17 protein-coding genes and 6 pseudogenes are annotated in these 20,166 nt (G+C 38.1%); 16 read left to right on the forward strand and 7 right to left on the reverse strand.

What is annotated here, in order from left to right; translation table 11 throughout:
- Window positions 1-60 precede the first annotated feature (60 nt).
- The 6 genes and pseudogenes from I6L31_RS17950 (at window position 61) to I6L31_RS17975 (ending at window position 5,809) form a co-directional block, all read left to right on the forward strand.
- The gene (locus I6L31_RS17950) at window positions 61-1,917 is read left to right on the forward strand and encodes a copper resistance system multicopper oxidase (protein ID WP_219349276.1); all 1,857 of its coding nucleotides are present in this window, start codon (window positions 61-63) and stop codon (window positions 1,915-1,917) included.
- Entirely contained in the window at window positions 1,904-2,824 is a 921-nt protein-coding gene (locus tag I6L31_RS17955; RefSeq protein WP_005006333.1) for a copper resistance protein B, read from the forward strand. Before I6L31_RS17950 ends, I6L31_RS17955 begins: the two co-directional genes overlap by 14 nt.
- 109 nt (window positions 2,825-2,933) lie before the next feature.
- Window positions 2,934-3,227 (forward strand): annotated as a pseudogene (locus tag I6L31_RS17960) (IS5/IS1182 family transposase); the annotation flags it as partial.
- Between the two features lie 67 nt (window positions 3,228-3,294).
- Window positions 3,295-4,460, forward strand: a protein-coding gene (locus tag I6L31_RS17965; protein ID WP_151706957.1) for an IS3-like element ISAba22 family transposase whose coding sequence is annotated in 2 segments (ribosomal slippage) — window positions 3,295-3,553 and window positions 3,553-4,460 — 1,167 coding nt in all. Because the reading frame shifts where the segments join, the coding sequence is not laid out codon by codon here.
- Window positions 4,461-4,827: 367 nt separating this feature from the next.
- Window positions 4,828-5,487: pseudogene (locus tag I6L31_RS17970) on the forward strand (DNA/RNA non-specific endonuclease); the annotation flags it as partial.
- A 76-nt stretch (window positions 5,488-5,563) separates the two neighbouring features.
- Window positions 5,564-5,809, forward strand: a complete 246-nt coding sequence (locus tag I6L31_RS17975; protein ID WP_005006328.1) for a hypothetical protein — start codon at window positions 5,564-5,566, stop codon at window positions 5,807-5,809.
- An 82-nt stretch (window positions 5,810-5,891) separates the two neighbouring features.
- On the opposite strand, the gene aqpZ is transcribed toward I6L31_RS17975, so the two are convergent.
- Window positions 5,892-6,578 carry an aquaporin Z gene (gene aqpZ / locus I6L31_RS17980; RefSeq protein WP_005006325.1) on the reverse strand — a complete coding sequence of 229 codons (687 nt, stop codon included), beginning with the start codon at window positions 6,576-6,578 and terminating at the stop codon, window positions 5,892-5,894.
- A 131-nt stretch (window positions 6,579-6,709) separates the two neighbouring features.
- A complete protein-coding gene (locus tag I6L31_RS17985) occupies window positions 6,710-7,708 on the reverse strand; it encodes an AraC family transcriptional regulator (protein WP_005006324.1) in 999 nt (332 codons plus the stop codon).
- A gap of 114 nt (window positions 7,709-7,822) precedes the next feature.
- Between I6L31_RS17985 and I6L31_RS17990 the strand changes: the two genes are divergently transcribed.
- On the forward strand, window positions 7,823-8,467 hold the full coding sequence (locus I6L31_RS17990) for a sterol desaturase family protein (RefSeq protein WP_005006322.1): 645 nt from the start codon (window positions 7,823-7,825) through the stop codon (window positions 8,465-8,467).
- 483 nt (window positions 8,468-8,950) lie between these two features.
- On the opposite strand, the pseudogene I6L31_RS18525 reads toward I6L31_RS17990, so the two are convergent.
- The 3 genes and pseudogenes from I6L31_RS18525 to I6L31_RS18005 all read right to left on the reverse strand — a co-directional run.
- Window positions 8,951-9,322 (reverse strand): annotated as a pseudogene (locus I6L31_RS18525) (IS6-like element IS1007 family transposase); the annotation flags it as partial.
- A gap of 484 nt (window positions 9,323-9,806) precedes the next feature.
- Window positions 9,807-10,397: pseudogene (locus I6L31_RS18000) on the reverse strand (copper resistance protein B); the annotation flags it as partial.
- A gap of 54 nt (window positions 10,398-10,451) precedes the next feature.
- Window positions 10,452-11,156 (reverse strand): IS6-like element IS1006 family transposase, encoded by a 705-nt coding sequence (locus tag I6L31_RS18005; protein ID WP_001067784.1) that lies wholly within the window; start codon window positions 11,154-11,156, stop codon window positions 10,452-10,454.
- A gap of 59 nt (window positions 11,157-11,215) precedes the next feature.
- Here I6L31_RS18005 and I6L31_RS18010 point away from each other — a divergent pair.
- Window positions 11,216-12,112: pseudogene (locus I6L31_RS18010) on the forward strand (KUP/HAK/KT family potassium transporter); the annotation flags it as partial.
- Window positions 12,113-12,178: 66 nt separating this feature from the next.
- On the opposite strand, the gene I6L31_RS18015 reads toward I6L31_RS18010, so the two are convergent.
- The gene (locus I6L31_RS18015; protein WP_004282105.1) at window positions 12,179-12,376 is read right to left on the reverse strand and encodes a hypothetical protein; all 198 of its coding nucleotides are present in this window, start codon (window positions 12,374-12,376) and stop codon (window positions 12,179-12,181) included.
- A gap of 389 nt (window positions 12,377-12,765) precedes the next feature.
- Between I6L31_RS18015 and I6L31_RS18020 the strand changes: the two genes are divergently transcribed.
- A complete protein-coding gene (locus I6L31_RS18020; RefSeq protein WP_005006312.1) occupies window positions 12,766-13,053 on the forward strand; it encodes a BrnT family toxin in 288 nt (95 codons plus the stop codon).
- Window positions 13,040-13,354 carry a BrnA antitoxin family protein gene (locus I6L31_RS18025; protein WP_004282216.1) on the forward strand — a complete coding sequence of 105 codons (315 nt, stop codon included), beginning with the start codon at window positions 13,040-13,042 and terminating at the stop codon, window positions 13,352-13,354. Before I6L31_RS18020 ends, I6L31_RS18025 begins: the two co-directional genes overlap by 14 nt.
- 92 nt (window positions 13,355-13,446) lie before the next feature.
- Here the strand turns inward: I6L31_RS18025 and I6L31_RS18030 are convergent, their stop codons facing one another.
- Window positions 13,447-13,782 carry a hypothetical protein gene (locus tag I6L31_RS18030; protein ID WP_005006304.1) on the reverse strand — a complete coding sequence of 112 codons (336 nt, stop codon included), beginning with the start codon at window positions 13,780-13,782 and terminating at the stop codon, window positions 13,447-13,449.
- 160 nt (window positions 13,783-13,942) lie between these two features.
- On the opposite strand from I6L31_RS18030, the gene I6L31_RS18035 reads away from it, so the two are divergent.
- The 6 genes and pseudogenes from I6L31_RS18035 (at window position 13,943) to I6L31_RS18060 (ending at window position 20,156) form a co-directional block, all read left to right on the forward strand.
- Window positions 13,943-14,821 (forward strand): S-4TM family putative pore-forming effector, encoded by an 879-nt coding sequence (locus tag I6L31_RS18035; protein WP_005006303.1) that lies wholly within the window; start codon window positions 13,943-13,945, stop codon window positions 14,819-14,821.
- Window positions 14,822-14,841: 20 nt separating this feature from the next.
- On the forward strand, window positions 14,842-15,852 hold the full coding sequence (locus tag I6L31_RS18040; protein ID WP_005006301.1) for a hypothetical protein: 1,011 nt from the start codon (window positions 14,842-14,844) through the stop codon (window positions 15,850-15,852).
- A gap of 184 nt (window positions 15,853-16,036) precedes the next feature.
- Window positions 16,037-16,414: pseudogene (locus I6L31_RS18045) on the forward strand (helix-turn-helix domain-containing protein); the annotation flags it as partial.
- Window positions 16,415-17,116: 702 nt separating this feature from the next.
- Window positions 17,117-17,983, forward strand: a complete 867-nt coding sequence (gene purU, locus I6L31_RS18050; protein ID WP_005006297.1) for a formyltetrahydrofolate deformylase — start codon at window positions 17,117-17,119, stop codon at window positions 17,981-17,983.
- Window positions 17,980-18,876, forward strand: coding sequence for a bifunctional 5,10-methylenetetrahydrofolate dehydrogenase/5,10-methenyltetrahydrofolate cyclohydrolase (locus tag I6L31_RS18055; RefSeq protein WP_005006294.1), 897 nt, complete (start codon window positions 17,980-17,982; stop codon window positions 18,874-18,876). The genes purU and I6L31_RS18055 overlap by 4 nt, the downstream gene beginning before the upstream one ends.
- 41 nt (window positions 18,877-18,917) lie before the next feature.
- On the forward strand, window positions 18,918-20,156 hold the full coding sequence (locus tag I6L31_RS18060) for an FAD-dependent oxidoreductase (RefSeq protein WP_005006292.1): 1,239 nt from the start codon (window positions 18,918-18,920) through the stop codon (window positions 20,154-20,156).
- Window positions 20,157-20,166: the final 10 nt, after the last annotated feature.

The raw sequence follows: 20,166 nt of genomic DNA on the forward strand, positions 1-20,166 counted from the left end.
AGTTTATACTAAATATTTGCTTTATTACTTCAACCTTGACCTTTCTAAAGGTGAGATAGAATGTCAAAAAAGTTAAGTCATATACTCTTAATTGGAGTTGGTTTATTTTCATCAACTTGGGTAATGGCGGCAGTTAAAGAATATGATTTAACAATCGCTGAACAAACTGTAAATATCACAGGAAAACCGCTAAAGAGAATTACTGTAAATGGTAAATTCGTTGCACCACTTCTTGAATTTGAAGAAGGTGATGAGGCCGTTATCCGTGTTCACAATAAGTTAAAAAATCAGGACTCTTCAATCCATTGGCATGGCTTATTATTACCTGGAATTATGGATGGTGTACCTGGATTTAACAAATTTCATGGCATTGCCCCTAATACAACTTATGAATATAAGTTTAAAGTCCGCCAAAATGGTACTTATTGGTATCATTCACATAGTAAAGGACAAGAACAAGACGGTTTATATGGTGCTTTTGTTATTTATCCTAAAGATAAAACTCCACTAACAGCTGCTGAAAAAACCGATAAAGATTACGTTGTTTTGCTTTCTGATTTTCATAATTCGACAAGTGATCAAATTATGAAAAATATTAAAAAAGAAGCAGACTACTATCAGAACCGCCGCGAAACAGTATTCGATGTATTAAAACAAGTTAAACGTGATGGGCTAAAAGCGACTTGGCAAGACCGTTCTATGTGGAATCAGATGCGAATGCTGAAAACAGATATGTCCGATGTCACAGGTTATACATTTTTAATGAATGGCAAGACACCTCAGCAAAATTGGACGGGCAACTTCAAAGCTGGTGAAAAAGTTCGCCTTCGTTTTATTAATGCTTCCGCTATGTCATTCTTTGATGTACGCATTCCAAACCTAAAAATGACTGTAGTCAGTGCTGATGGTCAACCTGTAAAGCCCGTTCCTGTAGATGAGTTCCGTATTGGTACTGCTGAAACTTATGATGTCATTGTGGAACCAAAACAAGCACATTACCAAATTGAAGCTGAATCTATTGATCGTACCGGTTTTTCAGTGGGAACATTACATGAAGAAAGCAGCCCAGCAGTCAAACAAATTGAGATGCCTAAATCTCGCCCTCGTGCTTTATTAACTATGGAAGATATGGGGATGAGCCATGACATGTCATCTATGAAAGATATGAATCACGATATGTCTTCTATGAAAGGTATGGATCATGATATGTCTTCTATGAAAGGCATGAATCACGATATGTCTTCTATGAAAGGTATGGATCATGATATGTCTTCTATGAAAGGCATGAATCACGATATGTCTTCTATGAAAGGTATGGATCATGATATGCCGATGAATAGCGCTACTGTTAAGGCGGCTTCAGACAAGAATGATAATACCGTATTTGGATGGGCAAATGCTTCAACACCTGAAGGTAATAAAGCATTGCAATATAGTGATTTGCAATCGTTAGATCCTCAAAAAGACACTCGTGCAGCTGAACGTGAAATAGAGATCCGTCTTGGTGGAAACATGGAGCGTTATATTTGGACAATAAATGGTAAAAAATTTAATGAAGCCGACCCACTAGTGGTGAAGTATGGTGAACGTATTCGCTTAAAATTTGTCAATGACAGTATGATGGCTCACCCAATGCACTTACATGGCATGTTTATGCAGCTTGAGAATGGTCAGGATCCAAGCAATATACCAAATAAACATACTGTAATTGTTCCACCAGGGAAAACTATAACTACTCTGCTTACAGCCGATGAATTAGGTGAGTGGGCTATTCATTGCCACCTGCTTTACCATATGAGCGCAGGAATGATGAATAAACTAATTGTCGCCCAAGTAGACAAAGATAGTGTTTCAAAAAATATTGTTGCTCAGCCCCCAATAAGTGAGAAGGGAGTAAATCCACATGCAAATCACTAAGAATTTCTTCTCAAAAACAGTCTTATCAATTGCATTAGTAAGTATATCAAACTTAACTTTTGCTAATAGCAGCACTTCGGAACAAGAAAGTAATATTACAAATGGTATGAGAGTCTTATTACAGGAGTCTGGTGGCTTAAGATATAGCCCCCAAGAATTGTATCCAGAATATTATTCAATGGAAAATGCAAATGGGGGAGATAATATTATTCTGACCGCAAGAAAGAGATCAGCCCCATCTCATGATGATCATCTTAAAGAACATGGCGGACAAATTTATCAAGCAACAAAACTTGAAAATGCATGGATAGTTGATGAAGATGGTAAGGGTACACTAGGAACGAAGTTTGAAACTTTGATTGGGACAGATGAAAATCGTATATTTATCGAAGCGAATCTAGCAAAGCCAGAAAGCAGTGATATTAATTATGATATATCTGCACTCTATAGTCGTAATGTAGCCCCATTTTGGGATGTGCAAACAGGTGTTCGATATAGTGAAGATAAAAACAGCCCAAACAACAATCGGATTGATGGTGTTATCGGTATATTAGGATTAGCCCCTTATTTCTTTGAGACACAAGCATATCTTTATGGAGGAGAGAATAACTTTTGGGGAACAAGTTTTGAATTCGAACGTGATTTAATTTTAACTCAAAAACTTATTACTCAACCTTACATCGAAGCAGATGTAGTATTTAGTGATGATTCTGACTATGCTGCAAAATCAGGTTTATCAGAACTAAAAACGGGGATCAAAACCCGATATGAAATTACTAAGCGAATTAAACCTTTTATTGACGTTGCTTACCAATATGAAAAAGGACAGAAAGCCACTTCTATGCAAGAGGCTACGGATTCTGAAAAAGGCTGGAAATATGGTGCAGGCATCGAATTAGTTTTTTAAAATAATTTAATGAAAGGAATAGTAGTTTAGCGTACTATTCCTTTCATCTTATAATGGCTTTGTTGCACAAACCTAGCATCAAAAGCTTATTCAGCAATATAATTTCAAAATGAATAAGCCTGCCTCTAAAATCTACCGTACAACCAATTGGTCATCCTATAACCGAGCCTTAATTAACCGAGGTAATATTTCCATTTGGCTTGATCCAAAGACTCAGTGGTATGCACAATCACAAGGCAAGCAAGGTCGAAATCAAACCTACTCCGATACAGCGATTCAATGCTGCTTAATGATCAAATTACTATTCCGACTCTCTTTACGTATGGTCACAGGTTTTGTTCAAAGTCTGATTAAACTCTCTGGATTAGATTGGACAGCTCCGGATTATTCCACCCTTTGTCGTATGATGTGTGCTGAAAAAACAGGAGGTTTTAACTTGGTAAACTAAACACACTCATCAGGAGTTTACCATGAGCAAGAAACACAAGACTTACACCACAGAATTTAAAGCTGAAGCCATCAAATTAATTGAAGCCAATCAAGGCAATGTCTCGGAAACAGCTAGACAACTTAGCATTTCAATGCAAACTCTTTCAAATTGGAATACCAAAGCAAAGGCTGGAACTTTAGCAGGTACAAAACAGTATTCACCTGATCTAAACGCTCTACTCGAAGAAAATAAAAAACTCAAACAACAGCTCAAAATAGCTGAAATGGAACGTGAATTTTTAAAAAAGGCAGCAGCGTACTTTGCCAAAGAAAGTCAGTAAGGTACGCCTATATGAAACAAAAAAGATATTCTTTTCCAATTACCTTAATGGCTCGATTACTTCATGTTTTAGTTTCATGTTTTTATGATTGGCTCAAGAGAGGCGTGAGCAAAAGAACGATTCAACGAAATCAACAGACGATATTGGTGAAAATAGCCCATGAGGAGACAAGGCAGAGCTATGGTTATATTCGATTAACCAAATACTTACAAGCTCAGGGTATAAAAATGAGTATGTACGCTGTAGGTCAGATAAAAGCGCTGAACCACCTGTATTGTAAGCGACACAAGCGTTTTAAAAGGACTACGAATAGTGACCATAATCGAGCGATCTATGAAAACCTGCTGGAGCAACAATTCTCAATGACTAGACCAAATCAAGCATGGTCAAGTGATATTACGTACATATGGACTGTTGAAGGATGGCTGTATTTAGCAGCGGTAAAAGACCTTTACACGAAGCAAGTGGTTGGCTATAGCTTAAATGAGCGCATGACAACACAGCTTGTTTGTAATGCGCTAAATATGGCTATTCACAATCAAAAACCAACCAAAGAACTGATTGTGCATTCAGACAGAGGAAGTCAATATTGCAGCCATGAATATCGAAATATACTTGAGCAATATGGTTTTCAAGGTTCAATGAGCAAGCGCGGAGACTGTTACGATAATGCACCGATTGAAAGCTTTTGGGGAATACTGAAAAATGAGTTAGTGCATCATTACAACTATCAAACCAGAGAAGAAGCCAAAGCAGATATTATAAAATACATTGAATTATTTTATAATCATCGAAGAATTCAAAAGGGTTTGGGTTTTAAGACACCAAATCAAATGGCCGAAGACTTTTATAAGTTGGCTGCCTAGAATCTCCCAAGGGAAAGTCTCCTGATAGTTCAGCGTATATCACATTCAGAGATTTATATTTTTTAGTATTTAAGATTTTTTGAATTTTGAATTTTGTCAATGATCTCAGTATATCTGTAATCTGTTCCTAGGCTTAAGTCTGCATCTTCTTAAACTGAGTTGCGTATATACTTCTTAAACATTGTTCTGGAAAGCTATTTTGAATAGATGTTCTCATTCACGAATTATGCATGAATGTTAAGGTAGAAATATTAATAAAATAAGAATTCTTCTTAATTTAGAAGGACATCTATTACTTAATTTATAGTTTATATAATTTAAATTAAATTGAGTGTTTTGTATGAGTATAGATTAAATCCGGATATAACATATGGCACCGAATGCTGATATGCCCAACAAAGCCGCACAATTCGACAGTTTTTCTTTGGCCAATATGGTGCCACAGGCCCCTAAAAATAATCAGCAAGTGTGGCGTGAATTGGAAGAAGCCACACGGGCACTTGTGACCAAGCAAAAGCTGGATGTTTTTGTGGTAACTGGGCCTGTATTTCAGGGCAAAAAGCTCAAGACCATTGGTCAGGGAGTGATTGTTCCGAGTGCGGTTTACAAAGCGGTCTATATGCCAAAAACAGGTGCAATCGGCGCTTATTACGCACCGAATGATAATTCACAGCAGGTAAGAATTGTCAGTGTCTGCTATTTGGAAGAGCAGTTGGGTGTGAATTTATTTCCGCAACTGACAGAAGAGCAAAAACGTAATACTTATAAACTACCATTGACAGCAACGGCGGTAAAAGCCAATAGTGCAATTCAATACTCGCATTGGGATGCGGAAAGTCAGTGTGCAGAAGAGGTTTCATCCGAGCAGCTCAAAGCCTTACAAAAAAACTTTAAATCGGGCTCTACTCAGTCGAGTAGTGGTAGCACAGTCAAAACAGGCACGGGTATTGATGCGGTGGATCAAGATGCGATTGTGAAACAATTGGTCGACGCCTTATTGCAATATATTTTGCAGCTGTTACGTTAAAGTTCTATGCAGTTGGATGTATAGACCTTCGACTGCAGTGCCCAATGCCTGAAAAACAAACAAGAGTAAAAATAAAATGTTTAAACCTTTTGTACAAGGTAACGAGTCCCATGCCATTCATGATTTGACCCTTGAAAATGACACGGACTGCGTTAGTATTTATGGCAATTTACAACTCACCAAAGACCAAGCTGGCCTAGCTGCGGCCAAAGCATTGCAGGCGTATCTGAATGCTATTGTGCAACAGCTTGAAAGTGAAGCTCAGCTTCCTGAGAAAATTGAACATCCGCAGTCGGGTGAAATTGACAATCCATTTTTATAATATAAGCCTATCTATGTTCCATGTTGAACAATAAGAAAAGCCCACAGATTGTGGGCTTTGTTATTAATGGATAGAGAAAAAATTAATCCTCTTTTTCTAAAATTTTATAAATAATAGCGCCGATAATGGCACCGACAATCGGGGCAACCCAGAACAACCAGAGTTGGCTTAATGCGGCTGTTTCAGCAAATATTGCAACACCTGTACTTCGTGCAGGGTTAACCGAGGTGTTGGTCACAGGAATACTGATCAGGTGAATCAAGGTTAGGGCTAAACCAATGGCAATCGGCGCGAAACCAGCAGGCGCACGCTTATCTGTGGCGCCCATAATCACGATTAAGAACATTGCGGTCAGTACAATTTCAATCATTAAAGCGGAGATTAAAGAGTATTTTCCTGGTGACAGTTCGGCATAACCATTGGTCGCAAAGCCTCCTGTACCGGCGAAACCAGCTTGTCCTTGGACAATCAGGTATAACACCCAAGCGGCTAAAACTGCTCCGACCACTTGGGAGACCACATAGGGGATCAGATCTTTGGTATCAAAACGTCCACCGACCCATAAGCCGACACTGACTGCAGGGTTAAAGTGACCGCCAGAGATATGTCCAAGTGCAAAGGCACCCGTTAAAACGGTTAAACCAAAGGCAAGTGCAACGCCAAGAAAGCCGATGCGCAACTCGGGAAAAGTTGCTGCAAAAATGGCACTGCCACAGCCTCCGAAGACCAACCAAAACGTTCCGATGAATTCAGCAAGATATTTATTCATAATGCGCTTTTTGTAGTTATTGATGTTTTATTCGCATAGAACTTTATATTTAACGAGAAAATGCTCGTTTTTCAGTCAATTTAACAAAAAAAGCATGACATCCTGATGACGTAGATCAAACAGATCAGATTTTAGTGAAAATGCTGGATACGCCACTGCTGAGGTGTGACTTGGGTCCAGTGTTTAAAGGCGCGCTGAAAGGCACTTTGTTCTGAATAGCAAAGCAGCAGGGCAATCTCCTGTAAACTCAGGTGTGGGTCTTTTAGATATTCAGTTGCCAGCATAAAGCGAACTTCCTGTACCCGTTCCTGAAAAGTGGCATTTTGCTGTTGCAGGTGGCGTTGAAGCTGCCGAACCGAGACTCCCAGTTTCTTCGCAATAAAGTCGATCTGGTATTGGTTCTTTTGCAGGCCTGTCGAAATGGCATGTTGCAAGCGTTGATCAAGTTGGGTCGAGTTGGGTAATTTGTCCAGAAGCGCCTGTGCCTGCTGTAAAAGTAGTTGCTGTAAGGTGTGGTCTCCATTCCTCAGTGGCTTGAATGCCTCAGCCACAGGCAAAATTAGTTGGGTTCTGGGTTGGTCAAAGCGCACACGGCACTGAAAATATTGTTCATAAACAGAAATATTCTTTGGTGCAGAATTTAAAAAATGGACTTCATGCAGATTGATGCCTTCACCCGACATAAACAGTTTAAGGAACTGTATCATCAAGGCAATCGCAATCTCATCGGTCAGTTGGGTGGGATTGGGTTCGGGTGCTTCCCAGCGAATCGAGACATATGGATGGTCGAATTCCACCAGTAGCGGGCTGCCATCATAAATAAGACGGTGAAAGTCCTGGTAGCGTGCCATGGCCTCACCCAGATTTTCACAGGACAGGGCTAGGTAGGCGATAATTCCCAAATGCTTGGGTTGGACATATGCGGCAATTTCCAGTCCCAAACCTGTCCGTGGATGGAGACGGTTTAAGTCTTCAAGCAGGTCGCGCCAGATCACGTAATCAAAGCGTTCTAGGTTCTGAACCTGTTGTAATTGTCCAGGTATTTCTAGACCTTTCGCCTCACAGTAGGCTTTTAGCAGGTGTCCTAAACCACCATAAACCGAGCCTGTATAATTCTTGAGTTGAGACATCCTGTCTACTCCTTATTCTGTCGTGTTTTGTCAATATAAATATATCGTATCGTCAATACTTCGCCTACAAAAATTTATATCTTTAAAAAAATAAGGAAACATTTGGAGAAAACCATGTTGAAGGGTTTTGTTGCAGGTTTGGTGATTGCAAACGGTTATGAATGGTTTGCCCATAAATATCTACTGCATGGGGTTCACCGTAAAGGCAAGCCACGTTTCAGCCCAACGCCAAAACAGATGGAATCGCACTGGGCACACCACCGTGAAGTGCGCAAGCAGGGCTTTTCTGATGATTGTTATGTCGAGGGTCTGGACAACTGGCGTACGCGCAATGAGTTAATGTCACTTGCTGTAGCCGCAGGTGTGCTAAGTGTTGTGTTCTATCCTTTTTCAAAAGGCATGGCGCTTGCAGCGATTTATAGTGCGGGGAATTATTATTATGTTCATCGCCGTGCCCATCTTGAGCCTGATTGGGCGAAGCGTACAATCCCGTGGCACTATGATCACCACATGAACTCGAACCAAGATGCAAATTGGTGTGTTACTCGTCCTTGGTTTGATTATGTGATGGGGACGCGTGTGGTGTCTTCAGCAGATTTGAAAGAGGACAATCCGCTAGGTATCAAGTTACCAGCCCCTATTTCTAAAGCGCTTAGTCATGCAATTGAATCCGTATTTCCAGCAAAATGGGTCGAGCAAAAGCCAAAACTGGTTAAGCCTCCTGTCGTAGAACAAGAGCAAAGTGAATCAGTCGCTTAACTTATAGGTTAAGGGTAAATAAGCCAGACAAAGTTTTATTTTGACAATTCACGACAATAAAGATGAGCTTGTCGTGAATTGTCAATAAAATTGGATTTTAATGTCAATATTTATGCTGAGTTTCTCGCTACCTTAGCTCAAGCCTTTTTATTGCTTAATATTTATCCAGATTTGCTGTATTTTGTTTACCCTCTAGCGTTGTATAAACGCAGTTTCCATACCTTGTTCCGCAAGGTATTTTTTTGCCTGTTAGTTTTGTAAGCTCAAACCTGTCAAAAGATAGAGTGTATTACTATCTTTAAAATTGGGTGAGTACTGGAAGCATATTTTTTGATTAGGTTGAATTTGAGCCATGATTGGCAAATGTTTAGCAACAGCGCGATTACGTGCAAAAACAAAAATCTGTCCTTGTTCTGTTTTAAACTCATATAGTATTTGAGTCCAATTACCATTCTTTGAATAATGCTCAATGCTTTGGTATTGATTGAAAATCTTACCAAGAAAACAATAAGCTGAATGGGTATTTCGTCTAGCAGAAAGATAGAAATCAAGAGTATGGCCACGTTGGTCATCTGCACGGTATAGATATGCCCATTTGCCATTCACTTTTACGTAAGTTTCATCCAGATGCCATAAATGTCGATCTGTAGGATTACGCCAATACCAACGTAAACGTTTTTCCATTTCTGGAGCATAACGCTGAACCCAGCGATAAATTGTGGTGTGATCAACATTCACTCCACGTTCAGCGAGCATTTCCTGAAGTTCACGATAGCTGATGCCATATTTACAATACCAACGAACAGCCCAAAGAATGATTTCACCTTGAAAGTGCCGACCGTGGAAGGGATTCATCTACTGTATCTCGAAATAAATAAGATATTTAGCTTATCATGTCAGCCTATTTGCAACAGTGCCGAAAAATTCCAGTATGCCGCATAGCCGCAAAGGGCCGGAATTGACGTAAGCAAATGCGTACAAGATCGGATAAAAACCGTCCCCTTTTTATCCGCAGAAATTGGGGATATTTTCTTACCGGAGAAGGCTGACAACATTGAAGAAAGTTTTAATTTGATTAAGAAACAATCAATTTTATTGGCGGAATATATCAAAACAATTTAAAAAAAAGCCGACTTGTTTCCAAGTCAGCTTTTCGACATCGTCGAGCATTATCACTATAACACAAGCATCTGATTTTTATATATTTAAAATATACGTTTCGTATAAGCTCTATTATGTTAAATGGGAGGGAGGGAGCAAAATAAGTTAACATTTTGCTTCCGGTCACATTAAGCTAGAGTTTTATTTAAATAAAGCTATTTAGTAATCATTAAATTAATTAAAATCTAAATCTAACACCAGCTCCATATAACCAACCTTTCTCAGAGTTTGATTCTATTTGCCACGACGTTTCATCATTACCTTTTGAATACTCATAGGCAATGTCGATATACGGCATGATCTTTTTACTGATTTCATAGCGAGTTTCAAGCCCTGCGGTTGCTCTGCTTAAACCAGTTTTTTTCGCATATTTAGAGTCATCACTAAAGATCGCATCCAACTCTAAATAAGTTTGAATAATCAACTTTTGCGTAATCAGAAAATCACGTTCCGTTTCTAGGCTAAAGCCCGCATAACTGTCTTCTCCTGCATAGAGATAAGCATCAGTTTCAAAGAAATATGGTGCCATACCATGTAAGCCAATCACTGCATCAACATTTTCTTCGGTGTCTTTGCGATGATCATCGAGTTCAACTTTTTCACTGCGATAACGTGCACCAATCTGTGCATCCCAAAAGTCTGAAATCATACGGCTATATAAAAGTTTGGCATCATAATGTGCATCATGCGATTCTTCTTTATCGGCATGAACTTTAATAAAAACCTTATTTTCATCTGTGCCAATACGGGTTTCAAACTCTGACTTTAAACGGCACTGTTGCAAATAGAGATTTGAGTCGATGATGTTCCCTTTAAAAAGTACTTAGAGACCGAAAACCCTGTTGATTAGACACACTTCACCCTGAGGCTGACCATAATAAAATGACGATGCTTGTCCTTTACGTAGTGCACGCATGACTTCAATACCTTTAATTGTGGCATAAGCCGTCTTCATAGATTTGAATCCTAATGTGGCCCTGATGATCCGCTTTAGCTTGCCATGATCACATTCAATCACGTTATTTTTATACTTAATCTGCCTGTGCTCAAGGTCTGGTGGACATTTACCTTCCCGTTTTAACCGTGATAAAGCACGTCCATATGTGGGTGCTTTATCCGTGTTGATCACTTGTGGAATTTGCCACTTCTTCACATTATTTAAAATTTTTCCAAGAAAACAATATGCTGATTTGGTATTACGTCTAGAAGAAAGATAAAAATCAATGGTATCGCCACGTTGATCGACTGCACGATACAGATAAGACCATCGTCCATTCACTTTTACATAGGTTTCATCAATATGCCACGAGCTCAGATCTGTAGGATTACGCCAATACCAGCGTAAACGTTTTTCTATTTCAGGAGCATAACGTTGAACCCAACGGTAAATAGTCGTGTGATCAACATTCACACCCCGTTCGGCCAGCATTTCCTGCAGTTCACGATAGCTAATGCCATATTTACAATACCAGCGCACAGCCCAAAGAATGATTTCGCCCTGAAAATGCCGACCATGGAAAGGATTCATATGCTGCACCTTTAGCTAAAACAGTCTTCAGCTTACCATTCGTGGTTATTTGCAACAGTGCCGTTTTACATACCTCCGCTTCGGAAATTGGACAAATTTATATTCCATTACTGAACTGGCTCCTGTTTATCTCTATCACCATCTTGATCTTAATATTTGAAAGTAGCAGCAAGTTGGCAGGTGCTTATGGTCTGGCCGTCACTGTGACCATGTTCTGTGACACACTGTTAGTAGCTTTTCTGGCTTATAGTTACTGGAAATGGAAAACATGGAAAGTCTTACTGTTCATTATTCCATTCGCCTTTATTGATCTGGTTTTGCTGAGTTCAAACCTATTAAAAGTCCTGATTGGAGGCTGGGTACCAGTCGTTATTGCGGTTATTGTTTTTACCCTCATGATGACCTGGAAAAAAGGCAGAGAGATTCTTCAGGACAAACTGCAGAAGGACACGCTTCCACTGAATGTGTTTCTTGAGCACCTTGAACAGACAGGTCAGAAAGTGAGTGGAAATGCCGTATTTTTAACTGGAACGCCTCAAGTCGTACCCCATGCGCTTTTACATAATCTAAAGCATAATAAAGTTCTGCATGAACGTAATTTTTTGGTGACAATCAAGACTTCTGAAATCCCGTATGTTGATGAAGCTAAGCGAATCGTTACTGAAGTACTAGAGAATGGTTTTTTCAGAATAACGATCCATTATGGATTTAAAGAAGAGCCTAATGTGCCTCATTCATTGAAACAAGCTTTTTCAGTACTGGATCTTGAGTATGACTTAATGAATATCAGCTTCTTTGTTTCTAGAGAAAGATTAATTCCAAGTCTGTCCAGCAAGATGTCTACATGGCGTGAAAAGTTATTTGTCGCAATGCAAAAAAATACCAGCCCTGTCAGTGATTTTTATAAAATCCCTTCTAACCGGGTGGTAGAGCTAGGTAGTCAGATTGAAATTTAAGAATTTCTAAAATGAATAGGCACCTTTAAATAAGGGTGCCTATCTGATCAGAATAAATCTTTTACTTTAATTTTCCAATAGTTGACCAATCTCTAAAGCTGAATAACCACGTTCTTTAAAGATCAAAATAATTGCTTTTTTATAATCTTCAGAAGTAGAGGTCTTATATTTTGTTATAAGTTGAATTTCAGAATTAAGCTGAAGGTCATTTTTTATCGTCAACACTTCCGTAGAGACTTTATTAAAAATCTTGAAATTAAACATACAGGCGCTCTTTATCAATATTATAGCGGCCCGACTACAACAAATACCTGCCTTAGCTCAGCTAGACACCCTTGGCTGCAAGGATTACAAATTAGACAAGATTCTGCAAGTTTTGCTCCATTGAAAGTATGAATATTCAACTAAAGAAGGTTCCATTTAACATAATGGGCGTTATGCGAAATGCCTTTTTAAATAGTTCTATTTATCAAACACTTAATTCAATAAAACCAAAACCAAAAAGATCAAAAAACACACGCTTTAACAACTCGTGTGTTTTTTGATCAACTTTGTCATATTTTGCCACTAATTTTGACCAAAAATTACGCTTTTCAGCTTGAGTGATACAATTTTGTGATACATTATTGTATATACAAATTTGAATGTTTTTTATGGAACAGTATTTCGAATGGGATGAGGCAAAGAATCGAAAAAATCAAAAAAAACACGATGTCTCTTTCGAAACGGCAAGCCTTGTTTTTGAAGATCCATTGAGGATCTCAATCCAAGACAGACATACCGATGGCGAAGAACGTTGGCAAACCATTGGAAAAGTAAAAGGCGTACTAATGCTCTTAGTAGCTCATACCATCTTTGATGAAGATGACTGTGAAATCATACGAATCATTAGTGCAAGACAGGTAACCAAAACGGAGCGAGATAAATATGAGCATGGTTAGATACTCACGCAAAGAGCTGAATGAAAAATTCAGCGACAAGCAAGATGCTGAAATTGAACGCTTGCTTGCTAAAGGTACAGTTCCTGATGATCAGCTAGATCTATCAGATATTCCTGAAATTACTGATTGGAGTAATGCTGTACGCCATAATCAATTTTATCGCCCAGTGAAGCAACAAACTTCAATTCGGTTAGATGCTGATGTACTTGCTTGGTTCAAAGCACAAGGTAAAGGTTATCAAACACGAATGAATGAAATTTTGCGGGATGCCATGCTAAAAGAATTAAAAAATCATCAATAAAAAAGGGAGCCTAAGCTTCCTTTTTTGACTTCGCATAACGTGTATTATGTTAGTTTGAGGTAAATTAAATTATTCAGCTCTAATTACTAATTCTATTTTTCTTTATTACGATTGTATCTACTAGTAGGACATAGAATACTATTTTCTTTAGTATGAACAACATTAATTAGCTTAGCTAGTTCGTCTGCTTTTTTTTCAAAAGTTTCTTTCCTTTCGAATTTTTGTCTTAATGTTAATGGAAATAGTCCCATTTTTATTAACCGTATTTCATTCTCTAAAGCCCCCCAACTTGAGGAAACACTCCACGGATCATTAATATCAATAAATATTTTTTTTCCTTCAATATCATCAATTGCATACAGTTCATGACCATATTTTTCTGAATACTCTTCCTGTAGACGATCAAAGTACTGTTTATCACTATTCATTTCTTATTCCCCAATGCTAAGAATTTCATAAGTAACTAAAGATTACACCAGTAGTTTGAGTTATATAAAGAGAATCATTTTAGGATCTTGTTAATTATTTAAAACTTCATACTCGTTATTCTGTATAATATTATTAAAAATTAGAAACTTAGAGGTTAACTTGATTTCAAAGAAGCAAAATGATCTAGCCAATTTAGAATTACAAGCAGCTGTAAATACTTTATACAGTGACAGTAAATTTCTAATGACAATAAATTTTATCATTAGTGTATGTATGCCATTTACTCTTGGATTAATTGGTATTGTTAAGGATTATTCTATATTCATTTACTTAGCTATTTTTTGTAGCCTCAGTAGTATAGCTTTATCATGTTGGATAAAAAATATAAGAAGCTCAGCAGTACAGATGCAAGAACTATATGATCGCTCTATCTTTAACTTAAAGTGGAACAAACTTTATTTAGGAGAAAAACCCAACAACCGTCAAGTAACGTTATTATCTGAAAAATATAAGAAAAAGTATGGAGATTTTTCAGAATTTTTAAATTGGTATACATCCCCCGCAGCTACTTATCAATACCCTATGGCAATTATCCTATGCCAAAGCCAAAATTTATCTTGGGACATTCCCAACAGAGAAAGATATTACAAGACCGTATTAGCTTTTATTGTTTTACTGATTTTCGTATTTTTTGCGGTAAGTATCTATTATTTTGAAAATATTTCATTATTTATCAAAACACTAAGTGCCTCTATACCTATAGTAATATTTCTATTCTTTCTAGTCCTAGAACATAAAGAAACTGTTAAAGAAGGAAATCGTTTGAATAGTGAAATAGAAGATGCCTTAAACCAACTATCAAATAATAGTGCTACTGATCAAGATGTTATATCTCTTGCTGAAGAGGTACAAAATGCGGTTTATTCATATCGTAAATCTGCTAGACCTATTCCAAATAAATTACATAAATACTTTAAAAATCAAAATGAAACCTTATCTATAAGGAATATTCAAAGATACATAGACAACTATCTTTAATTAACTTTATTGAGATTTATATGGCAACAACAGTTATAAGTGCTTTTAATGACTTCCAGAAAAATATTGTAAATTTAGATTCAGCTACATCATCAACGGCTCGAAATAGTCGAAATTGGTTATTATATCAAATTTCAAACTTTCCAGAAAATAATGATAACTTTCCTAACTTATATCCAGAAATCGATATCGGCTTTGGTTCTTTTGCTCGAAAGACTAAAACTAGACCATTAGATGATATTGATCTAATGGTTGGTATCAAAGCCGATGGATGTACATATTATGAAAGATCTTGGGACGATATTGAGTTGAAATTTCCAGAAAACTACTCTGGAAAGTTAAAAAAATATGCGAAAACTCTTGATAGTTCAGGCTTAAGTTCAACACGTATTACCAATGCATTTAAATCAGAATTAAGTAAGGTCAGTCAATATTCATCAGCTGAAATCAAAAGGGATGGAGAAGCAGCAACTCTGAAGTTGAAAAGCTATACATGGAATTTCGATATTGTTCCTTGCTTTTTGACATCACCAGATAGCGATGGAAACTCTTATTATTTAATCCCAAATAGATCTGGAAGTTGGAAAAAAACGAATCCTAAGACTGATAGAGATAGATTATCAGCCGTCAATCAAAATCAATCTGGTAATGTTTTAAATGTAATTCGCATATTGAAGTACTGGAAACAAGAAAAAAGAGTGAACATCGGATCTTATTTATTAGAAGCTATGATCCTGTACTACTATGAAAGTAAACCGAATAATACATGTTCAGAGTATGTTGATTTGGAATTAGAGAACGTTTTTAACTACTTAGCGAATAGTATTATCAATACTGTGGCTGATCCTAAAAATATTCAAAGTAACATCAATGATATAGACTATTATAGTAGATACTCATTGAGCGAGAAATTTAAAACATTCGCCCAACTTTCAAGAGATGCTAGACAACTTGAAAATGAAGGAAAAGATAAAGAATCAATAAATACTTGGAAAAAAGTTTTTGGGTATAACTTCCCTGACTACGGTTAGGATTAATAACATGTGAACTAAAAAATCCTGACAGTGCGTTAGGATTTTTTTTATTTGTATTTAACATAAAAACTCTTATACGAAGTCCATCTGTTAGAAACCATTTAAAGTGTCTGTATTCTCACCAATAAAAATGTCTGGTCTATGATGCGCATCAACATCATGGACTGGATATAAACTTGAGATGCTGATCACTATGTCTGACAAGGAAATACAACGTCTTGCAGTGCTGAAAGATGTTCGAGATCAACGTATTATACAAGTCCGTGCTGCTGAAATTCTGAATCTTTCAACCCGTCAAATTACCCGCTTATTGCAGAAGCTAAAGCAAGACGGTGTTTCAGGCCTGACACATGCCAGTCGTGGTCAACCTGGCCATCGTCGCCATGATGACTTGTTAAAATCAAAATGTCTTTCCATTATTTCTGAACATCTGCTGGGCTTTGGCCCAACCTTAGCGCATGAAAAACTCAGCAGCATGTTTGACCTGAATATCCCTGTAGAAACGCTTCGTCGTTGGATGACTGCCAATGACCTCTGGATTCCGCGATCCAAGCGCCTGAACCCAACGATAAATAGTCGTGTGATCAACATTCACACCACGTTCGGCCAGCATTTCCTGCAGTTCACGATAGCTAATGCCATATTTACAATACTAGCGCACAGCCCAAAGAATGATTTCGCCCTGAAGAAGGGATTCATATGCTGTACCTTTAGCTAAAAGAGGATTCAGCTTACCATTAGTGGTTATTTGCAACAGTGCCACCTAAAGTCCACTTCATAATTAATATAATTATTAATTTTAAATATTTTCATACACTTAATTAAATTCATAATTTAATTTTAAGTGATTCATGAACTTAGTGAACCTGATGTTTTTAGAGCTAAAAGCGAGCATTCCTAAGTCACTACTATGTCAAAGTTATTTATATTGGCGCAATTTTTGCTGATTATTTTGTGAAGAATATTTTCAGGGGTCCAAAAGAGATAAAAGCCCATTATTTTGTATAAAGGTAACTCTAAGCTGAGCATAGATAAGATCACTATTCAATGAGGAAAAAATCCTCATTGATATTTATTTATGTCTATGAAAAATATAAATAAAAATAAATATTACTAATAGTAAAAAAATATTCATAAAGCGCTAGACAGCTTAAAAAAAATCCAATATAAATTCCTAAAGAGAAATTTATTTTCCTGAAGGGAAATAAATCATTCCATTGAACTTATGCACCAAATTGGAAATTCTGAGGGAAATCAGGCCATGTTATCCAATCCAAATAAACAATACATTTTAAAAATTACTTGTCCTGCAGCATCTGGCATTGTGGCAGCCGTGACTGGTTATCTAGCGCAGAATCAATGCTATATCAGTGAAATGTCACAATATGATGACGAAACCACAGGACAGTTTTTTACTCGTATTGTGTTTCGCTTTAATGAAGGCAAGGGCGATATCGAGGCTTTAACAAATGGTTTTGAAACTGTCAAAGCTCAATTTGCCATGCAGGCGGACTTTTATGACTGTGATAGCCCAATGAAAGTCTTAATCATGGTCAGTAAATTTGATCACTGCTTTCTCAATCTTTTATATCGCCATCACAAAGGTGAACTGGATTTTCAAATCACCGCGATTGTTTCCAACCATTTAGATTTACGTCCAATTGCTGAACGTGAAGGCATCCGTTTTATTTATTTACCTGTTACTAAAGAAACCAAAGCACAACAAGAGGCTGAATTACTCAAAATTGTAGATGAGACTAAAACGGAATTAGTCATTCTTGCGCGCTATATGCAAATTCTTTCAGATGACTTATGCAAAGCTTTATCAGGGCGTGCCATTAATATCCATCATTCTTTCTTGCCTGGATTTAAAGGTGCTAAACCTTATCATCAAGCCTTTGAGCGTGGTGTAAAACTCATTGGTGCAACGGCTCACTTTGTTACAGGTGATCTGGATGAAGGTCCAATTATTGAACAGGAAATACAGCGTGTTGATCATGCTTATTTGCCAGATGATTTGGTTTCGGTGGGCCGTGATACTGAGACTATAGCTTTGTCTAAAGCTGTCAAATATTTCGTTGAGCACCGTGTATTCCTGAATGACGATCGTACGGTGGTGTTTAAATGAATATAGCACTCCAAACTCACCAGACGATGCAAATCATAGATGGTAAATCGACAGCACAAACTGTTTTGGATGAAGTTAAAGCAGAAGTGCTGGATCTGAAGCAGCAGGGCATCGAACCTTGTTTAGCCGTGGTATTGGTCGGTAATGATCCTGCCAGCCATGTCTATGTGCGTAACAAAGTAGAAAAAGCAGGTTACGTAGGCATACGTTCTCTTGAATTCCGGTTAAGCGCAGATACTTCTCAAAACACACTGCTTGCTCAGATAGATGCGTTGAATGCTGATACTACTGTGCATGGAATTTTGGTCCAGCTGCCTTTACCGAAACATATAGATGAAAATAGTGTGTTAGAACGCATAAATCCTAAAAAGGATGTTGATGGTTTTCATAGTGAAAATGTGGGTGGGTTAAGCCAGGGACGTGACGTCTTGACCCCTTGTACCCCAACAGGCTGTATCCGTTTACTCAAAGATACGCTTGGACCTGATCTGAGTGGTCTCAATGCAGTTGTAGTCGGACGCTCTAATATTGTCGGTAAACCGATGGCGGCTTTACTGCTTAAAGAAAATTGTACGGTCACTATCGTTCATTCCAAGACGAGAAACATTCAAGCGATTTGCAAACAGGCTGACATTGTGGTGGCTGCAGTAGGATGCCCACAAATGCTGGATGGAGCTTACCTTAATGAAAATTCGATCGTGATTGATGTCGGAATTAACCGGATTCAGGTGGATGGCAAGAATAAGCTAGTAGGAGATGTGGACTTTGATGCGGTTGTAGGCAAAGTCAAAGCAATTACTCCTGTCCCTGGCGGTGTAGGACCCATGACCATCGCTTATTTAATGAAAAATACAATTGCTGCAGCTCATCAGCAAATACAGTCATCAAGATAAAGAATTACAACTGACATGTTAAATGTCGTGGAGGATGCATCATGCCATTGGGTTTACTCAAATACGGATTAAGCAGTGAATATCCTGTAGAGGTTGATTTACCTCCACCTAAAGACCTGAAGTCACACTATGATGTGGTGATTATTGGTGGTGGTGGGCATGGTCTCGCTACAGCTTATTATTTAGCGAAATATGAAGGCATTACCAATATTGCCGTATTGGAAAAATCATATTTAGGTGGTGGTAATACAGCCCGAAATACAGCCGTCATTCGTTCTAACTATCTGACTTCTGAAGGTGTGAAGTTCTATTCAGAATCAGTCAATATGTTTAAAAATTTGTCCAATGAGTTTGATTTCAACATCATGTATTCAGAGCGTGGACAGCTCACGCTAGCACATACTGATTCAACAGTACGTGCTTTTCGTCAACGAGCTGAGGTAAATAAACATTTTGGTGGTCGTACTGAAATGATTGACCGTCAGCAAATTAAAGAATTAGTTCCTTGTCTGAATCTTGATCCTGCACATTTGCCCGTTTTAGCAGGTTTATGGCATATCGATGGGGCGACTGCACGGCATGATGCGGTGGCATGGGGATATGCGAAAGGCGCATCTAAGCGTGGTGTTGAAATTCATCAGCTCACTGAAGTTCAGGACTTCGTCACTGAGGGAAATCGGGTTACTGCTGTAAAGACCAACCGTGGAACGGTGCAGTGTGGATGTGTAGTTCAGGCAATCGCCGGTGCTTCAAGTCTACTGATGAACAAGCTGCGTATTCGTTCACCAATTCATACCTTTCCATTGCAAGCGATGGTGTCTCAGCCTTTTAAACCTTTTATCAATCCACTGGTGAGCTCATCGGCATTGCATTGCTATGTACAACAAACCAGTCGCGGAGAAATCGTATTTGGCGGTGGTTCAGATCCATATCCACTGTATAACACCCGTTCCACATTAGATTTAAAAGAAAGTCTACTTGCTCATGCGATTGAGATGTTCCCATTTATGGCCAACGTCAAACTTATGCGTCAATGGGCCGGGATTACCGATATGACACCGGACTATAGTCCAATCATGGGTAAATCACCATATGACAATTATTACCTTGATGCAGGCTGGGGGACTTGGGGATTCAAGTCTACACCGATCTGCGGCAAGACCATGGCGGAACTGGTAGCAACAGGAAAAACTCCTGACTTGATTAAACCATTTGAGCTTTCACGTTTCAGCCGTTTCCAGCAAGTCAATGAAATGGGTGCAACTGCAGCAAGCCACTAAGGAGTAATAA

This window comes from Acinetobacter septicus (genome assembly GCF_019355975.1).
GTDB classification, from domain to species: Bacteria; Pseudomonadota; Gammaproteobacteria; order Pseudomonadales; family Moraxellaceae; genus Acinetobacter; species Acinetobacter ursingii.